Here is a 21,342-nt window from a genome sequence, read left to right as displayed (position 1 = left end):
TTTTAGATTTTGAAATTTGATTTAGTCGTTCATCGAAATCAAGAACTCTTCATTATTTCTTGTTTTTCTAAAACGATCATTAATAAAACTCATTGCTTCCACAGGATTCATATCGGCAAGATATTTACGCATAATCCACATCCTTTGCAATGTATTTTCATCCAATAATAAATCATCCCGTCTTGTACTCGAAGAAGTCAAATCAATCGCTGGAAAGATACGTTTGTTTGCAATTTTACGATCCAACTGCAATTCCATATTACCGGTACCTTTAAATTCTTCAAAGATCACTTCATCCATTTTAGAACCTGTTTCGGTCAAAGCAGTTGCAATAATACTTAATGAACCACCGTTTTCTACATTACGAGCAGCACCAAAAAAACGTTTAGGTTTTTGTAATGCATTTGCATCTACACCACCACTCAATACTTTTCCAGACGCTGGTTGTACTGTATTGTAAGCACGTGCTAAACGAGTTATAGAATCCAAAAGAATTACTACATCATGACCACATTCCACTAATCTCTTCGCTTTTTCAAGGACAATATTAGCAATCTTCACGTGTTCTTGCGGTTCTCTATCAAAAGTTGAAGCAATAACTTCACCACGTACGCTACGTTGCATATCCGTAACCTCTTCAGGACGTTCATCAATCAATAAAACAATCAAATATACTTCTGGATGGTTGGCTGCAATTGCGTTAGCAATTTCTTTCAACAACATAGTTTTACCCGTTTTGGGTTGAGCTACAATCATACCACGTTGTCCTTTTCCAATTGGAGAAAACAAATCGATAATACGTGTCGAAATTGTACTTTCTCTCTCCGCTAATTTGAATTTTTCGGATGGAAAGACTGGAGTAAGGTGTTCAAACGAAACCCTATCTCTTACTACTTGTGGATCATGACCGTTAATTTTCAGTACACGAACTAAAGGAAAAAACTTCTCTCCTTCTTTCGGAGGGCGTACCACACCTTTTACAGTATCACCTGTTTTAAGTCCAAACAATCTAATTTGTGATGTAGATAAATAAATATCATCTGGAGATGCTAAGTAATTATAATCAGAGGAACGTAAGAAACCATAACCATCTGGCATCATTTCTAATACACCTTCACTTTCTATGATTCCATCAAACTCAAAATCAGCATCTCTAAAGTTATTTTTCTTAGCTTTAAAATTTGGGTTTGGATTTTGCTTGTTAAGTTGATTTGGATTTATTTTTTTCGCAGGAATAACTGGTTCAGCAACTTCAGCAGTTACATTTTCAATATTTTGTTCATTCTCCTTGCTTGCGACAGGAGCTGCTTCTTTTTCTTTTTTTGTAGCAATTTTCTTCTCGTAAGCCGATTTACTAAACTTAACAATTTTAGGTCCTTTTTTATCAGTAGTAGTTTCACTACTTACAGGCTCTACTGGTGTGTTTTGTAACACTACCTCTTCAGCTTTAGCAGCAATACTCTCAACCACTTCAGCCTCAGTGACTTCTATATCGGGCTGTATAGCATTTTTATGAATAGCTGTCTTTTTTACTGGAATAATGCGAGCTCTCTTCGGCTTATCGTCCTCATTAATCTCTTCTACTTTGTGCTCAGCAGCAGGTACAACATTTTGAGGCGTAGGTACTTGTTGTTCTAATATCAAACCAATTAACGTTTCTTTCTTGACACCGTTAAATTTTATAGTCTTGGCCGCTTTTGCGATTTCTTGAAGCTCAGAAAGCTTCATCTGTTTTAATGCAGAAATTTCAAACATGAATGTTCTTTGAATTTAATTAATTGAGAAATACTGAAAAGAATGTATAGTATTTTTTAACTTGAATAGCCCGCAGTATGAAGTGCTTACGGTATTGTTATGCAATAATACGAATAAAATTTAATGATACAATAGTATTTCTAAAAAAGAAAATATATTTTTGTACTACAAACAATGCATTTAATGATACAAAGAATTCAAACCGTATATCTCTTCCTCGCTTTTATAATGACAGGAATCTTACCATTCATCTTCCCTTTATGGACTTTGAACAATGAGACAGATTTTTTCTTTATGCAAAACCAGGTCTATGTAATTCTTTTTGGCTTAAGCACCACCTTTAGTATCTTGGGTATCATTTCATTTAAAAAAAGACAAAATCAATTTGTCATTGACCGATTGAATATAATATTAAATTTAATTTTATTAGGATTGTTTGTATATCGTTCATTAAATGTATCTGGAGAGACCGAAATGGTTTCAGAGAAAGGTATTGGGATGTTTCTACCTATTTTTTCTATCGTGTTATTAGTTTTAGCTAATAAGGCCATCAAAAAGGATGAAGATCTTGTAAAATCAGTGGAAAGATTGAGATAATCCTATAACATTAGTTTATTAGTGCGAAGAAAACCCGAATTTTATATTCGGGTTTTTTTGTGGAAACATTCAAAACACTTTAGGATTAAAACAAATAATCACATAAAAAACTACATATTCTATAAAAATAATATTATTTTTTAATGAAGTCTTCACATATAAACTGATTTACCTTTTTTTTTATTAAATTTGAAATTCATCAGAAATCCAATGGAAGAAAATATCCGCATTCATCTTGCCGACGATCATCATGTTTTAATTGATGGCATGAAAACGCTACTCAATACTATCTCAAATTTTGAAGTAGTAGGACTTTCATTAGACGGTAGCATTCTTTTTGATGAAGTCAGCAGCAACAATACGCAAGTATTAATACTAGACATTAGCATGCCCGTAAAAGACGGAATAGAAGTCCTAAAAGAATTCAACAAAAAAGGTTTCCCCTGCAAAGTAATTGTACTTTCTAGCTATGATGACCTAAAGATTATTAAAGAAGTAATGCGCTTAGGGGCTTCTGGCTATTTGACAAAACAATGTGCTGGTGAAAATATTGTCGAAGCAATTCAATCCGTTTCCAATGGAGAAGAATACTTTTGTAACGTAGTGAGAGAAAAAATTTTCCGTACAGCAACAAAGAACATCCCAAAATTAGTAAAAAGCAATTCAAATGTTAACTCCCTATTAACCGAAAGAGAAATAGAAATCCTAACCTTAATTGCCTTAGAATACAGTGGAAAAGAAATTAGTGAACAATTATACATTAGCACTAATACGGTTGAAACACATCGCAAAAACATCATCAAAAAGCTACAAGCAAAAAATACCATTAGTATTGTTAAATTTGCGATTAAAAACAATTTAATCGAAGCATAAATAGTACACTTCACTTCCGCTATGAAAGTAATACGAACTTTTTTATTGTTGTTATTTTTTATTTTCAATTTTCTTGGGCAACCTTCTTATTCGCAAAACAGCCAACCTACCAAAGAAGAAACATTAGAATTAGTTAAAGAAGCTACTCGATTGATGCATCTTGATAAAAATGAGGAATCATTAATTCTCGCTAGAAAGGCACTACAATATTCCATAAACATCAATAGTAATCAACTCATTGCCAATTCATACAATACAATTGCCGCCAATTTTGACGAAATCGCAGAATTCGAAAAAGCCTTTTTTTATTACAAAAAAGGATTATTATACGCCGAAAAAACAGATAATAACAAACTCAAGAATTGGATAAACAACAACATTGGTAACATTTATTGTTTTGACAAAAAAGAATATGCAACAGGAATTGAATATTACAAAAAATCATTAGCATACAGCGCTTTAGCCAAGGACACTACACAAATGGTTTTTACAAAACTTAATATTACCTGGGCTTACTTTGACAATCATCAATTTGACAATGGTTTACCATATTTAAACTACATCAATAAATACCATAGTAAATTTGGAAACAAATCCACTCAAGTAGCAATCAACATGCTGAATGCTATGTATCAAGCACACAATAAAAACAATGAAGCAGCTATACGGTATTTTAAAAATGCAATAGACTATGGTCGTAACGGAGACGAAAAATCAGACTTATCCTTTACTCATCTTGAATATTCTAAATTCTTGTTTGACAACAAGAACTTCGAACAAGCTTATAAAAACCTAAATACATACAATAAATTAACAACGGAATTAAACGACGAAGAAAAACTAAAAAAAACAAATCTAGCAGGTATTAATCTTCAAATGGATGAGTATAAAAGAGAAATTGACAATATCGAAAACAAGTTTAAATCCCAAGAACAATTGATGATAGAAAATCAATCTCGAAACAAACGAATTAGCGTTATTATCATTTCGGCATTGATCATTATAATCATCTTGTTTTACTTTTTCTTCCAAAATAGTAAACTGAAACAAAAGAATAAAATTAAAAATATCCAAAGCAAAATACAGCTCAACATCATCAACGCCAATATCAACGGTCAAGAATTTGAACGAAAAAAAATAGCCTCCTTTTTGCATGATAACATTAGCGCATTACTATCATCAGCAGACATGCATTTAAGCGTATTGAATGCCAAAAGCCCTATAAAATCAGAGGAATTAATCAAGACCAAGTCCATCCTAAGAGATGCGCATGACAAAATTAGAGACCTTTCACACGAACTCCTTCCTTCACTTCTAGCCCGTTTTGGACTTTACTTTGCCCTTCATGATTTGTGCGAAAAAAACTCCAACTCCAGCATCCATTTTGAATATAACAGCTCCGAAGACTGTAAAAAAAGGTACCATGAGGATTTTGAACTAAAAATGTATTTCATCATCACAGAACTCCTCAACAACATCATTAAACACAGCAATGCTACCCAAGCAAGCCTAACACTTAATGAAAATGATGGCGCTCTACACATAGACATCACAGATGATGGATACGGATTTGATACCAAAAAAATTAATATCATTGAAGGTTTTGGTATAAATCAAATACGAGCCCGTATTAAAAACATGGAAGGAAAAATTAACATCAAATCTGTACTTAATTCCGGAACCACAATTTCAATCATAGCACCAATCACCTATAAAAAATAACTACCCCCGCTTTTCTATTTCGATAATTTCCAAGTCTTTAATTTTATCTCCATCAATCACAAAACGCAACATGGTGCGCACTTGATGAAAACCACTTTTACCACAAGCCCCCGGGTTCATATGTAATAAATTAAGTTTTTTATCAAACTGCACTTTTAAAATATGCGAATGCCCACAAATAAATAATTTAGGGGGATTCGCCGCCAATTCAAGTCTAATATTCGGGTTATATCTCCCTGGATAGCCACCTATATGTGTCATCCAAACGTCAACCCCCTCGCACATAAAACGGTCGTGCAAAGGAAACTCCAACCTAGCAGTCGCATCATCAATATTACCATAAACTGCACGTAAAGGCTTGTGCTTCTTCAATGTATCCGTAACTGCCAAATCACCAATATCACCAGCATGCCAAATCTCATCGGCCTGTGCCACGTATTTCAAAATTGTATCATCAATATGACTGTGCGTGTCCGAAAGCAGTAGTATTTTTTTCATTTTCAAATTTAAAAAACCAAAGATACAAAGTTCCAACGTAGCAAAATAGCCAATAGGGCGTGTCACCAATAGAAAAAGGGGCTCATGCAAGTTTGCACTCACAAAGCCCCTTTACCTATTGCTGTCATGCTATCCGCACTACTTCGGTAGCTTGCTCCTATCATTCACGCAAAACAGCACATCAATAGTATTTGTAAAAAAAAGAAGCCCAATCAATAATAATGATCAACCAGAGCATAAATGTTTTCACACCCTTAAAACCTCAAATTACAAGAGTTGATTACTACAAAAAATACACTCAAAAAGCCCTCTGAGCCTTTCATAAGTCATAAATCTGAAAGTAAAAATCATTACTGAAAAATCATTAATCCTTTTTTTTAACCTTTTTACAACACAAAAACTTTGTACCTTTGGGGCTTTACAAATTTGCGATACCACAGTCTTGAGATATTTTATAAAATTAGCATATAACGGAACACCTTACCATGGTTGGCAATACCAGCCCAACGCAGTTTCTGTGCAAGAAATACTGAACAATGCGCTATCTGTTATACTAAATACTGAAATCAACGCCATGGGTGCAGGTCGTACTGATACAGGTGTACATGCACGAGAAATGTTTGCTCATTTTGATTACGAGCAAACGATCGATTCGCAAAAACTAGTACACAAACTCAACTCCTATTTGCCCAAAGACATTGCAATTTATGATATTATCTCCGTTGCAAACGAAGCACATTGTCGTTTTGACGCGACAAAAAGAACGTATCAATACCACATCAACACCGTAAAAGATGTTTTTTTGGACAGACAAAGTTGGTTTTTAAAACAAAAACTGGATATCGGTCTAATGAATCAAGCATCGCAAATTTTATTTAACCACATCAATTTTCAATGTTTCTCAAAAGTAAATACAGATGTAAACACTTTTGACTGCACAATATTTGAAGCAGAGTGGCAAGAAAAAGGTAGTAATTTGGTATTCACCATTTCGGCCAATCGCTTTTTGCGAAATATGGTGCGTGCTATTGTAGGTACAATGGTCAATGTGGGAATGAACAAAATAAGTTTGGAAGATTTTGAGAATATTATAAAAAGTAAAAGCAGAGATAAAGCAGGCACTTCGGTACCAGCGCACGGTTTGTATTTAACCAAAATTGTATATCCCTATTTGGAGTAATACCTGATTTTGAAAATAAAAAATTCTCATTAGCCCTGATAGCAGTGAAAATCCTTTTTATACCGTTTTTTTCGGGATAAAAAGATTGAAACGAATAGCAGGTCGAGGTATAAATGAAATGACAAAAAATAAATAGCTCCCAAAAAAGGAACTAAACAGCAATAACAATGGAAGCAAAAGCATTCGATATAAGATTATTCAAAAGAATCCTACAATATACCAAGCCGTACAAAATGCGATTTAATGGCGTGGTCATTTTTGCCGTTTCTTTATCTGTATTTGCGGCATTGCGTCCGTATTTACTAAAGCAAACTGTAGATGGCTATATCCAGACTGAAGACCCACACGGCCTTTTGGGCTACATCTCGTTGATGGGTGCAGTATTATTACTAGAGGTGTTTTCTCAATTTTATTTTGTGTACTGGGCCAACTGGCTTGGTCAAGATATCGTCAAGGACATCCGTATTAAACTCTTCAAACACATTTTAAGCTTCAGGATGAAATATTTTGATTTGGTTCCCGTAGGACAACTAGTAACCCGCTCAGTGTCTGACATTGAAGCTATCGCTCGTATCTTTAGCCAAGGACTTTTTATGATTATAAGTGACTTGATGAAAATGGTTGTGGTACTTGGTTTCATGCTGTATATGAACTGGAAACTGACGTGGATTGTGATTATTGCTATGCCAATTTTGGTGTTTTTTACCCGTATTTTTCAACGCAAGATGCAAGTCGCTTTTGAGGAAGTTCGGAATGAAATTTCAAACATGAATACGTTTGTACAGGAGCGCGTTACAGGTATGAAGATTGTCCAACTTTTTAACCGCGAAAATATTGAATCAGAAAAATTTAAAAACATCAATCACAAACACAAAACAGCTTGGATAAAAACGATTTTATACAACTCGATTTTCTTCCCAATTGCAGATATTATCTCGTCACTCGCCTTAGGTTTCGTTGTGCTATATGGTGGAATTAAAATTTTAAACGGTGATACCTTCACTACTTTTGGAGATTTGTTTTCGTACACGATGTTTATTGGAATGTTGTTTAATCCGCTGCGTCAAATAGCAGATAAATTCAATGAGATGCAACTAGGTATGATTGCTGCCAATCGTGTATTTGATATTTTGGATACTCAAGACCAAACTCAAGATACAGGAAAACAGGAAGCACCTATTTTTGCAGGAAACATTTCTTTTCAACAGGTCCATTTTGGATACATCCCCAACGAAGAGGTCATAAAAGGAATAGACTTAGAGGTAAAAGCAGGAGATACCGTTGCCATAGTAGGATCAACAGGTGCCGGAAAATCAACTATTATCAATTTACTAAATCGTTTTTATGAAATTAATAGGGGTACCATTTGCATTGACAATCATAATATTGAAGAATATACCTTGAGCTCATTGCGCAAGCAAATAGCAGTAGTACTGCAAGATGTTTTTCTATTTGCAGATACCATCTATAACAACATTACTTTGAATAATCCAGAAATTACAAGAGAACAAGTTTATAATGCTGCCAAAGAAATTGGTGTCCATGAATTTGTTATGAGTTTACCCGATGGTTATGACTTTGATGTAAAAGAGCGTGGTGTGATGTTATCCTCAGGACAACGCCAGTTAATCGCATTCTTACGTGCCTATGTGAGTAATCCAAGTATTTTGATATTGGACGAAGCCACCTCTTCAATCGATACGTATTCTGAAGAATTGATCCAAAATGCTACCGAGACAATCACACAAGGTAGAACTTCGATTGTAATTGCACATCGATTGGCAACCATTGTCAATGCTGATAAAATTGTAGTAATGGATCAAGGATTGATTGTAGAACAAGGAACACATCAGGAATTAATTAATAGGGAATCTGGTTATTATAAAAATTTATATGATTCGCAGTTCAAGATTGCCAACTAGCCAACTTAGTGAGCAAACAAAATCTTAAAACCCTTGTCATAACAACAAATAAATTGCTAAAAACGATATAAAATAATCTTTATTTATTAGAATTTTGTTAGTTTCATAGTTTATTCCTTTGAAACTTTTTCAAAACAGAATAAATCCGTAAATTCGCCTTATAATTTAACATCGTTACTACGTGAAATTAAAATGTACGTAATGATGTTCCCCTTTACAACTAAAAAAACATAAAACAAAAAAAAATGAAATACGACATCATAGTTTTAGGAAGTGGCCCAGGCGGATATGTTACAGCCATTAGAGCATCACAATTAGGTTTTAAAGTAGCCGTAATTGAAAAAGAAAATCTTGGTGGAATTTGTTTGAATTGGGGTTGTATCCCTACTAAAGCATTATTGAAATCTGCCCAAGTTTTTGATTATCTAAAACATGCTTCTGACTACGGTTTGACGGTTTCTTCTTTTGACAAAGATTTCCCTGCAGTAATTCAACGCAGCCGTGGTGTTGCCTCTGGAATGAGCAAAGGGGTTACTTTTTTGATGAAAAAAAACAAAATTGATGTTATTAATGGTTTTGGAAAAATCAAACCAGGTAAAAAAGTAGACGTTATAGACAAAGACAATAAAGTAACAGAATATAGTGCAGACCATATTATCATTGCAACTGGAGCTCGCTCTCGTGAGTTACCAAACTTACCGCAAGATGGTGTGAAAGTAATTGGCTACCGTCAAGCAATGTCTTTACCAAAACAACCAGAATCCATGATTGTTGTAGGTTCTGGTGCAATTGGAGTAGAATTTGCTCATTTTTACAATTCAATGGGAACAAAAGTAACTATTGTTGAATTCATGCCTAACGTTGTTCCTGTAGAAGACGAAGATATTTCTAAACAAATGGAAAAATCTTTGAAAAAATCTGGAATTGATGTAATGGTAAACTCTTCTGTGGAACGTATTGACACTACAGGAAAAGGAGTTAAAGCTTTCGTGAAAACTGCAAAAGGTGAAGTAGTTCTTGAAGCTGACATCTTATTATCTGCTGTTGGAATCAAAACTAACATCGAAAACATCGGATTGGAAGAAGTAGGAATTGTTACAGATAGAGATAAAATCTTAGTTAACGCTTACAACCAAACTAACATCCCAGGTTACTACGCAATTGGTGATATTACTCCAGGACAAGCATTGGCTCACGTAGCATCTGCAGAAGGAATCAACTGTGTAGAAAAAATTGCAGGAATGCACGTAGACCCAATCGATTACGGAAACGTACCAGGTTGTACTTACGCTACTCCAGAAATTGCTTCAGTAGGTATGACTGAAAAACAAGCGAAAGAAAAAGGTTACGATTTGAAAATTGGTAAATTCCCTTTCTCAGCTTCTGGAAAAGCACAAGCTTCTGGAAACTCAGACGGGTTTGTAAAAGTAATCTTCGATGCCAAATACGGCGAATGGTTAGGATGTCACATGATTGGTGCTGGTGTTACCGATATGATTGCTGAGGCAGTTGTAGCTCGTAAACTAGAAACTACAGGACATGAAATCTTAAAATCTATACACCCTCACCCAACCATGAGTGAAGCGGTTATGGAAGCAGTTGCAGATGCTTACGGAGAAGTTATTCACTTGTAAGAACAACCCAAATATATCAAAATCCGATTTACGAAAGTGAATCGGATTTTTTTTTGGACGCACCACTTAGATTGCTTTGTCTTCCTCCTCGCAACTACGGGTCGAGGATATTATTTACGCTTTTTTTTCGTAAAAAAAATGAGATAAAAAAAAGAGCTTCACCTCACACGAGCGATAACTAATTAGCGAAGCAATCCAATTACAATATATTATTCAAGCACTTCTGGTTTAGTCATTAAATACAAGTAGCTATTTGTCACGCTGAAAGCTTCACCGAAAAGTTGCTCACCTTTCATGAGACACTTCAACTTTACAAACTATGCAGACTAGTTTGTCAAACCGCAAACCCTCACACAATAAAAACAAAAAAAACACAAACCCTTTCTGATTTGTGCTTTACTTTTTTTTACTGGAAAATATTTCTATTCCTTCTCGTAACGTTCCATTTCACGGTCGTAAAAAGAGTTGGCTGCTTCAATCAAACCTTCCATTTCTACGTTTAGTTCAGCTTCATCTAAATCTTCGGCTTCTTCTATAAATTCGACTTCATCATCCTTTAGATTAATAATAAATCTTGGGTAGTCCAAGTGTATAATGAAGATATCTTCTGGACAATCGGTATTGTCCCCTAGTAAAAATTTTGGTAATTCCATTTTGTGAGTTATGAGTTGTAAATATGAGTTATGAGTTACGGGATAAAATCCATGATTATTAATCAAAAATCCTCCATTGATACTCGTTATTAAGAAATTTATTTATCTGATAATATAATCGGTGCACTTCCTTTACCATTCATAAAAATGATTTTAGTATTCGGTGAGGCAGCCAATTCTTTTTGAGCTTTTATCGTTTCATATTGTAACTGCTTGTCGGTCAAACCAAGAGAAATAATTCTTTGATAATCAGCAATACCTTGTGCTTCTACCCTTTTACGTTCGGCTTCTTGTTTTTCTTTTTGGAGAACAAATTGCATTTTTTGTGCATCTTGTTCTGCATTAATTTTACTTTCGATAGTCGTTTTTACCGAAGCAGGTAAATTAATATTTCGAATCAACAATTGCTCCAAAATCAAACCTCTTCTTTTAAAATCAGCTTCAATACTTTTGAAAATTCTATCCTGAAATTCGTTTCTTTTTGTTGAATACAAGGCTACGGCATCATAATAAACTGCATTGTCACGAATACGAGTTCTTGTAACGGGACGCACAATTTTATCATTATAATTAACACCAATACCTTTAAAAATCTTAGGAGCATCCGTTGGCATCACTTTATACAGCACAGTTAAATCAATCACCACTTCAAGTCCATCATTAGACAAAACCCGGATAGCATCATCTCCCTGCTGCGCACCCTCTCCTTGCTCAGCAGACATCGTATAATTTTGAGTTTGAATGTCAAAAGTGGTTACATCCAACAAAGGATTTATTACATGCAAGCCACTTTCTAATATATCTGGCTCAACATTTCCGTATAATGATTTTACCCCTACTTGACCAGCATCTATTTGCTTAAATGCAGTCGAAAAAACACCGATTAAAGCCAAAATAAATCCAATAATTCTAAAAATATTAGAAAACTTTGTCAGTGGACTAGGATTTGCATGTACCGAAAAACTAATAATTATTAAAACAATACCAATAAGTACAAATACAATCATTTTATTTTATTTTGGGGTTATTTTCTTATTAACCAATCAACTTTTTGGTCAAATAATTAAAGCGAAGATACAAAAATAAAGCCGCTGTTGTTAAACCCGCTAAAAGTCCTATCCAGATCCCCACTGCTTTTAATTCAGTAAATAAACCCAACCAAATACAAACTGGAAAACCTACAACTGAATAGGCCAAAAACGTAATATACATTGGAATTTTTACATCTTGCAACCCACGTAATGCACCAAGCATCACCACTTGAATCCCATCTGAAATTTGAAAAACAGCAGCCACTAGTAACAATTGAGAGGCAATGGTTACTACTTCTGTATTTTTGACCAAATCGGCTAGATTATTTTTATCAATAAACCACAGTGGTAAATAATCATGAAACAACACAAAAACGCCAGCAAATATAATTTCGAGTAAAATAGCCAACAAAAAAATTGATAGTGCTACAACTCTGAGTTTTTTATAATCACCCAACCCTTTTTGATTCCCTACTCTAATCGTTGCTGCAACACTCAACCCCATTGCAAACATAAAGGTAAACGATGCCAAACTTAATGCTATTTGATTTGCTGCTTGATTTGCAATCCCCAATCGTCCCGAAAGCCAAACTGCTCCAGTAAATAATCCGACCTCAAAAAACATTTGCATAGCCGAAGGCGCACCCAATTTTATAATTTCAACATTAACAGATTTTTGTATTTTCTTAATCGAGAACCCTTCAAAAAACGGATGAAATTTTTCATTTTTTTTCATTTTGTAGTGCATATACCCTAGCATTACAAATCGAGAAACCAAAGTCCCTACTGCAGCTCCGATAAAACCCATTTCTGGAAAAATCCAAATACCGTAAATTAAGACATAATTTAAAATTACATTCACAACATTACCCAGTAGGGTAGCCCACATTGAATATTTGGTCTCGCTCATTCCATCGGCAAATTGTTTGTAACCTTGAAAGATAATTAAAGGTACCAAAGAGAAAGCAACAATATCCATAAAAGGCCTAGCCAAAGCCACTACATTATCTGGTTGTCCCATCATACCTATAAAGGGTTTTGCAATAAGAATCACCCCAAACAACATCAGGCCTAATATTGTACACAAATACAATCCATGATGAAAGGCATTTCTACCCGCTTGAATATCTTTTTTCCCGTCTGCGGCGGCAGCCATAGGCGTTATTGCTGTAGAAAAACCAATCCCTAAAGACATTGCTACAAATACCAAGCTATTTGCCAATGAAGCAGCAGCCAATTCAGTTGGACCTATTCGACCTACCATCACATTATCAACAATACCTACAATAGTATGCCCTAACATCCCAATAATTATTGGGTAAGCCAATTTAAAATTATATCCGAATTCTTTGGTATAAGTAGATAGAGTCACTTTGTTTTTTTTTGAGTGGGCAAAGGTAAGCAGAAGCATTGAATTTAAAGGTCCATTCTATAATTTTATCCAGATTACAAAGCAGAGGTAAAATGGAAAACTAAAAATACTATAACAATTTCAATAAATTCTATAACATCATCTTCAAACATATTTATACTTTTGCCGAAACAATATTGATCTGGCATCAAAATTGTAGTGAAGCAATACAAATTATTATTAAAAATTAAAATTTATGAAAATGACGGTAAAATTTAAACACCTAGCCTTAGCAGGATTCGCACTATTTGTAAGCGCAACAACATTTGCGCAAAAAAAATCAAGCTATGATCAAAATTTCCGTTTAGGATTCGGTTTGAATATTGGAGCACCTACTAATGAAGATGTCTACAATTATGCTTTAGGAGCGGATGCTAGATTGCAATATGATTTATCAAAAAAGACTTCTTTGATTTTGACTACTGGTTTTACCAATTTATTCATTAGCAATGATCGTGCAGATTTAGGAATTATTCCAGTAAAAGCTGGATTCAAAGCCTTCATTTGGGAAGATCGTTTCTATGTATTAGGAGAAGTAGGTGGAGCTTTTGCCGTAACCAACAAAGTTAACCAACATACGTATTTATATGCACCTGGAATTGGGTACGCTACGAAATTTGTTGATGTAAGTGTACGATACGAAGGATACACAGAATATGATACCCATCAAATCGCTTTGCGTTTGGCTTATGGTTTTAAATTATAAGAATATATAAACATTGGTTTCGCATATAACATAGTGCATCTCAAATTTGTTTATAAAAAAACAACCTTATCTATAAAGAGAAGGTTGTTTTTTTTTATCTAAAATCATACAATTACATTGCATGAGTCGTTTTCACAAAATCCAGTATTGTATCTTTAAATTGGTCTGTTTTTGCTAATAATCGGCTTTGAATAGGTAGATAATACAATTGCTTTTGGAGCATACTATCTTTTAAGCGTACATAATCTTTTTCAGTGGTAATGATAATTTTACCTTTAGCTTTCTCTAGAATCGAATTCAAATCAGCATCCGAAAAATGGTGGTGATCAGGATATGTCAAACAAAGGTCTGTCTCCTTTTTTAAATATTCAAAAAAAGGTTTTGGCTTTGCTATTCCAGCTAGCAAAACTTTGTCTGTACCTTTGATAGAAATCACAGTTAACTGCCCGTTTTTACCTTGAACAACTGTATCGTATTGAATAATAGAGAAATACAGTTCTTGATCAGCATTTAAGCGAAGCTTATTTGCTATTTTATTTTGATCTTCTGTAGAAAGTGATGCTGGACATTTGGTCACTACAACTATTTTTGCCCGTTTGGCTCCACTCCTACTTTCTCTTAAATTCCCCATAGGTAATATAAAATCATCTGCATACAGATCTCCGTAGGCAGAAAGCAAAATATACATACCCGCCTTTACTTTTCGATGTTGGTAGGCATCATCAAGCAAAATAATTTCGGGTTTTATTTTTTGCGAAAGCAATTGTTCTATTCCATTTGTTCTATTCGCATCTACAGCGACTTGAATTTTTGGGAATTTTTTATAGTATTGAAAAGGTTCGTCTCCTAGAATTAGCGCATTGGCTTTTTCATCAGCCAATACAAACCCTTCAGATTGCCTTTTATAACCTCGGCTTAATGTTGCTACTTTATAAAAACCACTCAACATTCGAACTAAATATTCGATTTGTGGTGTTTTGCCAGTTCCTCCTACACTCAGGTTTCCCACCGCAATTACTGGAACATTAAAAGAGGTTGATTTTTTTATTCCTTGATCAAAAAGGAAATTTCGGATTTTTGTTACTATACCATAAATAATGGCAAACGGAAAAAGTAATTTTCTGAGTATCTTCATAATTATTTATCCAAATAATGTCTCATTACAGCGATTGCAAATACAGTCACTATATCTTCTTCAACTTTATAAATGAGTCTATCTTTTTTGTTGATTTTTCTAGGGTAAAATACTAAAAATTTAAAGTTTCTGGATTAGCTATTAACTCAAACGGGATTTTCGTTAACTCAACCAAAAAATTTATTTTTTTTTCACATTAGTTTGATTTCTTATTTCATATTGGACTTTAATTTTTTTTGAGCATTGCGATCGAAAACTACAGAATACATCCCCATACATCATATGGATTTAATTCAATCTTTTTTTTGCCGTTTAAGTTTTTGAAACCTTCCAGTATCTCTTCTACAAACTCAAAGTTATAAGCACAATTTTCTTGTTGCCTTAGTCCAAATTACTATCTACAATCAATACTTTAGACTACTTTAAAGAAGTCACTGCCATGAGCAAGAATGCATTTCCTGCTTTGGAACGTTGGTCTATTTTCAAAGTAACATTTTTCATAACTATAAATTTGAAGTACAAAGGTACAAAATTTGAAGTATCAAATTTTCTATCAAAACATTCATTTGAAATCTGCTGCGACTTGTGCATAATCAATTATAACATTTGAAATGTATTGAATTATCAATTTACTAGATGTAATTTCGATAAATGAATTATATTTGGAGTTAGTTGCGTGAGGGATTGTAGCGACATCCTTTTTTGTCCCGTTTTTTTTTTCGGGACAAAAAAGATATAGCGAAAAGCCCGGCCCGAAATAGTAAGGAGGAACGACGAAACTATGCAGGGACACGCCCAAAACATTATAATAAAAGATATATTTTGAAAATAAAAGAAATCCTTTCTGTACTCGAAGTGATGGCACCCTTGGGTTATGCCGAAGATTTTGATAATGTAGGCCTGTTGGTTGGTGATGACAACAACGAAGCTATTGGCGTTTTAGTATGTCATGATGCACTCGAAAATGTGATTGACGAAGCCGTTGCCAAAAAATGTAACTTGGTAGTTTGTTTTCATCCGATACTTTTTTCGGGGCTAAAAAAAATTACGGGTAAAAATTACGTAGAACGCGCTGTACTCAAAGCGATTAAAAATGACATTTCGATATATGCAGTACATACTGCCTTAGACAACCATCAAGATGGTGTAAATAAAATATTTTGTGATGCTTTAGGGTTGCAAAATACTAAAGTATTGATTCCGAAGACAAATTTTATTCAAAAATTAGTCACCTTTACTATTCCAGAAAATGCTGCACAGGTACGTAATGCCTTGTTTGAAGCTGGGGCTGGAAACATTGGCAATTATGAAAATTGCAGCTTCACAAGTCCAGGCAAGGGTACCTATATAGGGAACGAGCACAGTAATCCCCAAGTTGGTGCTCAATTTGACTTTGTAGAAAGTAATGAAGTCAAAATTGAAGTAACGTTTGAGAAACATTTGCAAAGTAAAATATTAAAAACTTTGTTTGCAAACCACATCTACGAAGAAGTGGCTTATGAATTGTATGACCTTCTCAACGCACACCAAAATATAGGCTTGGGAATGGTAGGTGAACTGAAAGAAGCCATGAATGAGCAGGATTTTATGATGATGGTAAAAGATAAAATGCAATCGAATGGAATTCGACATTCTTCATTTTTGGGGAAAGAAATTAAGAAAGTTGCGGTTCTCGGAGGATCTGGTAGTTATGCTATAAAAAATGCTATTAATTGTGGAGCAGATGCTTTTTTGACTGCTGATTTAAAGTACCATCAGTTTTATGAAGCCGAAAATCAACTAATTTTGGCTGATATTGGACATTTTGAATCAGAACGCTATACAAAAAACTATATTGTAGAGTATCTTAGAAAAAAAATACTTAATTTTGCAATCATTTTATCTGAAGAAAATACAAATCCAGTTAAGTACCTATAGAATATGACGAATACGAAAGAATTAAGCGTTGAGGAAAAGTTAAGAGCGATTTTTGATTTACAAATAATCGATACCAGAATTGACGAAATTAGAAACGTGAGAGGTGAGCTTCCTTTAGAAGTAGAGGATTTAGAAGATGAAGTAGCAGGCTTAAGTACACGTTCTGAAAAATTAAAGACTGATCTTGAGACTATTGAAGATCAAATCAAAGCGAAAAAAAACGCAATAGATGAACATAAAGAATCTATAAAAAAATACACAAAGCAACAAGAAACTGTTCGTAATAACAGAGAATTTAACTCTTTAACTAAAGAAGTTGAATTTCAAGAACTTGAAATTCAATTGGCTGAAAAGCAAATTAAAGAAATGAAAGCTTCTATCGAGCACAAAAAAGAAGTTATTTCTCAGTCTAAAGAAAGATTGGAAATCAAATCAAATCACTTGAAACATAAGAAAGCAGAATTGGAAGACATTCTATCTGAAACTGCTAAAGAGGAAGCTTTATTAACTGAAAAATCAGCTGAATATAGAGGAACTATCGAAGACCGTTTGTTAGCTGCATACGATAGAATTCGTTCTAGCGTGCGTAATGGATTAGCAGTGGTTTCTATTGAAAGAGGTGCATCAGCAGGATCTTTCTTTACTATTCCTCCGCAAACTCAAGTTGAAATTGCTTCAAGAAAGAAAATCATTACTGATGAACACTCTGGAAGAATCTTAGTTGATAGCCTATTAGCTGAAGAAGAAAAAGAAAAAATGGAAAAATTATTTTCTACTTTCTAAAACATAATATGAGCCACGCCTTCAAGCGTGGCTTTTTTTATATGAAAAAAGCAATTTATTTTATTTTTACAAAATCGGTTGGTCTATATCTAAATTCCTTGAGCTTTGTTTTTCCTAAAAAAGCAAATGACTTAGCTTATACTTTATTTAGCAAACCCAGAAAAGGACAATTAACACCCGATAAACTACCCGCAACATTATCTTCTGCTACAATCAATACCTTTAAAAACGAAGGACAAGAATTCGCTACCTATACTTGGAAAGGAAACGATACCATTATCCTATTAATTCATGGATGGGAAAGCAATTCCTCTCGATGGAAGAAAATGCTACCGTACCTAAAAGCAACAGGAAGTACAATAATTGCTCTAGATGGTCCTGCTCATGGATTATCAAGCGGAGAAGAATTTACAATTCCTAAATACGCATCTGCTATTGATGTATTAGTAACACGTTACCGACCAAAATACTTAATCGGCCATTCATTTGGAGGAAAAACATGCTTATACTATCAATCACACTACAAAAATACTTCTATCGAAAAAGTAGTTTCATTGGGCGCACCTAATGAATTTAATATTATTCTAAACAATTACATTAATTTACTTAGTTTGAATAAAAAAATAGTAACAGGTCTACATGAAAAATGCAGTACTGTATCAAAAATAAACTTACAGCAATTTACAGGAAAAGATTTTGCTTCACAATTAAATACCAAAGGTTTGATTGCTCACGACATCAATGATAAGATTGTAAACTTCAAGGAAGGAAAAGCTATAGCAGCTGCCTGGAAAGATGTTGTTTTTATCGAAACTACTGGTTTAGGACATGGATTGCATGATGATACTTTATACAATCAGATCATTGCATTTCTATTTGATACTGAAAAATAAATTAAGAAGTTACTTTTTGCTTTTTAGCTTTAATTCATTCTTACAATATCGCAACTACACGAACTAATTTCGCTATTTTTGCAGAATGGAAGACAATATAAAACGCCTCAATAAATTCATCGGAGAGACAGGTTTCTGTTCTCGACGTGAAGCTGACAAATATATCGAACAAGGAAGAGTGACCATTAATGGACTTGTTCCAGAATTGGGTACAAAAGTAACTCCATCTGACGAAGTACGCATTGATGGTAAATTGATTCGAGAAAGTCGCGATAAACCAGTCTACCTAGCCTTTAACAAACCTGTAGGAATTGAGTGCACCACCAATCTTGATGTGCATGACAATATAGTTGATTATATTAATTATCCCAAACGTATTTTTCCGATTGGTCGATTGGACAAAGCCAGTGAAGGTTTGATTTTTATGACCAATGATGGTGATATTGTCAACAAAATCCTCCGTGCTAGAAACAATCATGAAAAAGAATATACTGTAACTGTAAACAAACCGATTACCGATCGTTTTATAGAGCGCATGAGCAACGGTATCCCTATACTTGATACTGTCACAAGAAAATGTAAAGTGGAACAAATTTCCAAATATATTTTTAAAATTGTCTTAACACAAGGATTGAATCGTCAAATTCGTAGAATGACAGAATATCTTGGTTATGATGTAACCGCTTTGAAACGTATTCGAATCATCAATATTTCACTAGACACTCCTGTGGGACGCTACCGTGATTTGACCGAAACTGAAATCAAAGAACTGAACGAACTAATAGAACCTTCTAGCAAAACTGAAGAAGCAAGTTTACCTAAGACAGAACCAACTGATAGAAGGACTCAGTTCATTAATAGAAATGACCCGAGGTTTAGGAAACGTGGAGATTATTAATCCTAGCTAATAAACTTCACCACTATACAAGCAAAAATTCAATTGACATTACAAAAAATAAGATGACAAGAAATGCAGTAATCATCAAGCGAAGCAATGTAAAGAGCGTACAACCTCCAAAAGGTTCACGGACAGAATTAATATAATTTCTCATGGAGCGATGTATTAGTATACCATAAAACTACCCTAATAAACGCATTGTAAAGAAAAACATGTTACGAAGACACTAATAAATGTCATGAAACCACTTTTATTCGTTCTTATTCTATCAAAACCACCGCTTTCTTTTGAACAATAGAACACCAAAAATAGAAAACACGATAGAAACGGATACGATAATCCACAATCCAAGAGGATTTTGTTGCAAGGTATTTGGAACATTCATTCCATAAAAGCTAGCTATTACGGTGGGTATCATCAATATAATGGAGATCGATGTCATTTGCTTCATAATAGTGTTCATATTGTTGGAAATCACCGAAGCATATGCATCCATAGTACCTGTTAAGATATCACTATAAATATTAGTTGTCTCTTGTGCTTGACGTAATTCAATTTCTACATCTTCTAACAATTCGGCATCAAGTACAACTTTTATAGATTTGATATTGCGAATGCGGTGTAATAAAATATCATTTCCTTTGAGAGAAGTCATAAAGAACACCAGACACTTTTCGATTTGTAATAAGGCTTGTAATTCTTCATTTTTTATAGATTTCTCCAGATTATCTTCTGCCAATTTAATTTTCTGATTGACTTGTTTCAAATATTTTAAATACCAAATACTTGACGACAATAATAATCTTAGTACCAAATCAAAATGATCTTTGATTGTTATTTTTTTCTTTTGAGTATAAAGAACAAAATCTGATAGCATCTCGGTCTTTTGAAAACTGAGTGTCACAAAAACATCTTCTTTAAAAACTATCCCAACCGGAATGGTATGAAAAGGCAATTTCACATCATTGCTTTTCACTGGAATACGCATTAAAATAAGACACCAACCATTTTCTATTTCGATCCGAGGTCTCTCGTCAATATCTTCAATATCATTATAAAAAGATTCAGGAAATTGGAGCTCTTCAAGTAAATATTCTTTTTCTTCAGGAGTAGGGCATTCTATATTTATCCAACAATTAGACTCCCAAGTAGAAGTTGTTGTCAATCCAGTATTATTTTTGTAAAAAACTCTCATTTCAAAATTATATATTACAATATAGCTGCCTGAAATTTATTCGAGAACTATATCAATTCTACCTTTGCCAATAATAATCGTCCATTGTATTCTTAGTTTTTAGACTACTGCAAAAGTATCCTTTAAATAGATGCTAAAAAAATTTAAAACTATAAATAACAAATTTAAAAACGTACGTGTTATCCTGATAAAAATACCGATTACCACACATAATACTACATTAAATCCTTACGAAAAAAGTATAACTAGTATCACTACTATCCGAAAGTTTTAAATAAAACTCACAAAACCTTCGTTAAGTATTGAATTTGTTTTTATTTATTGAGAAAACAAGTCAGGTTTAAATACTATTTTATTTTGGTTTATCACTTTTTTAGCCCCTTCATTTACTTGATTGCAAACATATTCTAAACTTAAATAAAAGCCAAACATACCCTTATCTTTTCAACAAAGTTAGAAAATGTTTTTACTTTCTTGGCAATTGTTCTGTTTATGAGTTCTAATAACAAGTAACTGATTAAGGCTACGTATATTTGAGA

General features: G+C 33.8%; 18 protein-coding genes and 1 pseudogene. 11 read left to right on the top strand and 8 right to left on the bottom strand.

Annotated elements, in window-relative coordinates; genetic code table 11:
• Window positions 1-21: 21 nt before the first annotated feature.
• Complete coding sequence (gene rho, locus M2326_RS12215) at window positions 22-1,755, bottom strand: transcription termination factor Rho (protein ID WP_264619841.1); 1,734 nt, start codon at window positions 1,753-1,755, stop codon at window positions 22-24.
• A gap of 183 nt (window positions 1,756-1,938) precedes the next feature.
• Between rho and M2326_RS12210 the strand changes: the two genes are divergently transcribed.
• The 3 genes from M2326_RS12210 to M2326_RS12200 all read left to right on the top strand — a co-directional run bounded on the left by M2326_RS12210 (window position 1,939) and on the right by M2326_RS12200 (window position 4,947).
• Window positions 1,939-2,352 carry a DUF4293 domain-containing protein gene (locus tag M2326_RS12210; protein WP_264619840.1) on the top strand — a complete coding sequence of 138 codons (414 nt, stop codon included), beginning with the start codon at window positions 1,939-1,941 and terminating at the stop codon, window positions 2,350-2,352.
• A 210-nt stretch (window positions 2,353-2,562) separates the two neighbouring features.
• On the top strand, window positions 2,563-3,225 hold the full coding sequence (locus M2326_RS12205; RefSeq protein ID WP_264619839.1) for a response regulator: 663 nt from the start codon (window positions 2,563-2,565) through the stop codon (window positions 3,223-3,225).
• Between the two features lie 21 nt (window positions 3,226-3,246).
• On the top strand, window positions 3,247-4,947 hold the full coding sequence (locus tag M2326_RS12200) for an ATP-binding protein (RefSeq protein ID WP_264619838.1): 1,701 nt from the start codon (window positions 3,247-3,249) through the stop codon (window positions 4,945-4,947).
• Here M2326_RS12200 and M2326_RS12195 read toward each other — a convergent pair whose 3' ends face one another.
• Window positions 4,948-5,445, bottom strand: a complete 498-nt coding sequence (locus tag M2326_RS12195; protein ID WP_264619837.1) for a metallophosphoesterase family protein — start codon at window positions 5,443-5,445, stop codon at window positions 4,948-4,950. It lies immediately after the preceding gene.
• Window positions 5,446-5,887: 442 nt separating this feature from the next.
• On the opposite strand from M2326_RS12195, the gene truA reads away from it, so the two are divergent.
• From truA to lpdA, 3 genes are all read left to right on the top strand, one after another.
• Entirely contained in the window at window positions 5,888-6,625 is a 738-nt protein-coding gene (gene truA / locus M2326_RS12190) for a tRNA pseudouridine(38-40) synthase TruA (RefSeq protein WP_264619836.1), read from the top strand.
• Between the two features lie 167 nt (window positions 6,626-6,792).
• Complete coding sequence (locus M2326_RS12185) at window positions 6,793-8,547, top strand: ABC transporter ATP-binding protein (RefSeq protein WP_264619835.1); 1,755 nt, start codon at window positions 6,793-6,795, stop codon at window positions 8,545-8,547.
• 245 nt (window positions 8,548-8,792) lie between these two features.
• Window positions 8,793-10,181, top strand: coding sequence for a dihydrolipoyl dehydrogenase (gene lpdA / locus M2326_RS12180; protein ID WP_264619834.1), 1,389 nt, complete (start codon window positions 8,793-8,795; stop codon window positions 10,179-10,181).
• A 422-nt stretch (window positions 10,182-10,603) separates the two neighbouring features.
• Here lpdA and M2326_RS12175 read toward each other — a convergent pair whose 3' ends face one another.
• From M2326_RS12175 to M2326_RS12165, 3 genes are all read right to left on the bottom strand, one after another.
• On the bottom strand, window positions 10,604-10,834 hold the full coding sequence (locus tag M2326_RS12175; RefSeq protein WP_239865807.1) for a hypothetical protein: 231 nt from the start codon (window positions 10,832-10,834) through the stop codon (window positions 10,604-10,606).
• A 98-nt stretch (window positions 10,835-10,932) separates the two neighbouring features.
• A complete protein-coding gene (locus tag M2326_RS12170) occupies window positions 10,933-11,841 on the bottom strand; it encodes a prohibitin family protein (protein WP_264619833.1) in 909 nt (302 codons plus the stop codon).
• A 28-nt stretch (window positions 11,842-11,869) separates the two neighbouring features.
• Entirely contained in the window at window positions 11,870-13,237 is a 1,368-nt protein-coding gene (locus tag M2326_RS12165; protein WP_264619832.1) for an MATE family efflux transporter, read from the bottom strand.
• Window positions 13,238-13,472: 235 nt separating this feature from the next.
• Between M2326_RS12165 and M2326_RS12160 the strand changes: the two genes are divergently transcribed.
• Entirely contained in the window at window positions 13,473-13,982 is a 510-nt protein-coding gene (locus tag M2326_RS12160) for a hypothetical protein (protein WP_264619831.1), read from the top strand.
• Between the two features lie 112 nt (window positions 13,983-14,094).
• Here M2326_RS12160 and lpxK read toward each other — a convergent pair whose 3' ends face one another.
• Window positions 14,095-15,117 carry a tetraacyldisaccharide 4'-kinase gene (gene lpxK, locus M2326_RS12155; RefSeq protein ID WP_264619830.1) on the bottom strand — a complete coding sequence of 341 codons (1,023 nt, stop codon included), beginning with the start codon at window positions 15,115-15,117 and terminating at the stop codon, window positions 14,095-14,097.
• 822 nt (window positions 15,118-15,939) lie between these two features.
• Between lpxK and M2326_RS12150 the strand changes: the two genes are divergently transcribed.
• From M2326_RS12150 to rluF, 4 genes are all read left to right on the top strand, one after another.
• Window positions 15,940-17,034 carry a Nif3-like dinuclear metal center hexameric protein gene (locus M2326_RS12150; protein ID WP_264619829.1) on the top strand — a complete coding sequence of 365 codons (1,095 nt, stop codon included), beginning with the start codon at window positions 15,940-15,942 and terminating at the stop codon, window positions 17,032-17,034.
• 3 nt (window positions 17,035-17,037) lie between these two features.
• Window positions 17,038-17,817 (top strand): zinc ribbon domain-containing protein, encoded by a 780-nt coding sequence (locus M2326_RS12145; RefSeq protein WP_264619828.1) that lies wholly within the window; start codon window positions 17,038-17,040, stop codon window positions 17,815-17,817.
• Window positions 17,818-17,858: 41 nt separating this feature from the next.
• Window positions 17,859-18,710, top strand: coding sequence for an alpha/beta fold hydrolase (locus tag M2326_RS12140; RefSeq protein WP_264619827.1), 852 nt, complete (start codon window positions 17,859-17,861; stop codon window positions 18,708-18,710).
• Window positions 18,711-18,795: 85 nt separating this feature from the next.
• A complete protein-coding gene (rluF, locus tag M2326_RS12135) occupies window positions 18,796-19,608 on the top strand; it encodes a 23S rRNA pseudouridine(2604) synthase RluF (protein ID WP_264619826.1) in 813 nt (270 codons plus the stop codon).
• 268 nt (window positions 19,609-19,876) lie between these two features.
• Here the strand turns inward: rluF and M2326_RS12130 are convergent, their stop codons facing one another.
• Window positions 19,877-20,803, bottom strand: a complete 927-nt coding sequence (locus M2326_RS12130) for a magnesium transporter CorA family protein (protein WP_264619825.1) — start codon at window positions 20,801-20,803, stop codon at window positions 19,877-19,879.
• Between the two features lie 318 nt (window positions 20,804-21,121).
• Window positions 21,122-21,342, bottom strand: a pseudogene (locus M2326_RS12125) (IS4 family transposase); the annotation flags it as partial.

Origin of the sequence: Flavobacterium psychraerolatum, assembly GCF_025960985.1 — a bacterium.
In the GTDB taxonomy this organism is placed as follows: Bacteria; Bacteroidota; Bacteroidia; order Flavobacteriales; family Flavobacteriaceae; genus Flavobacterium.
This window is presented reverse-complemented; position numbering and strand designations above follow the sequence as displayed.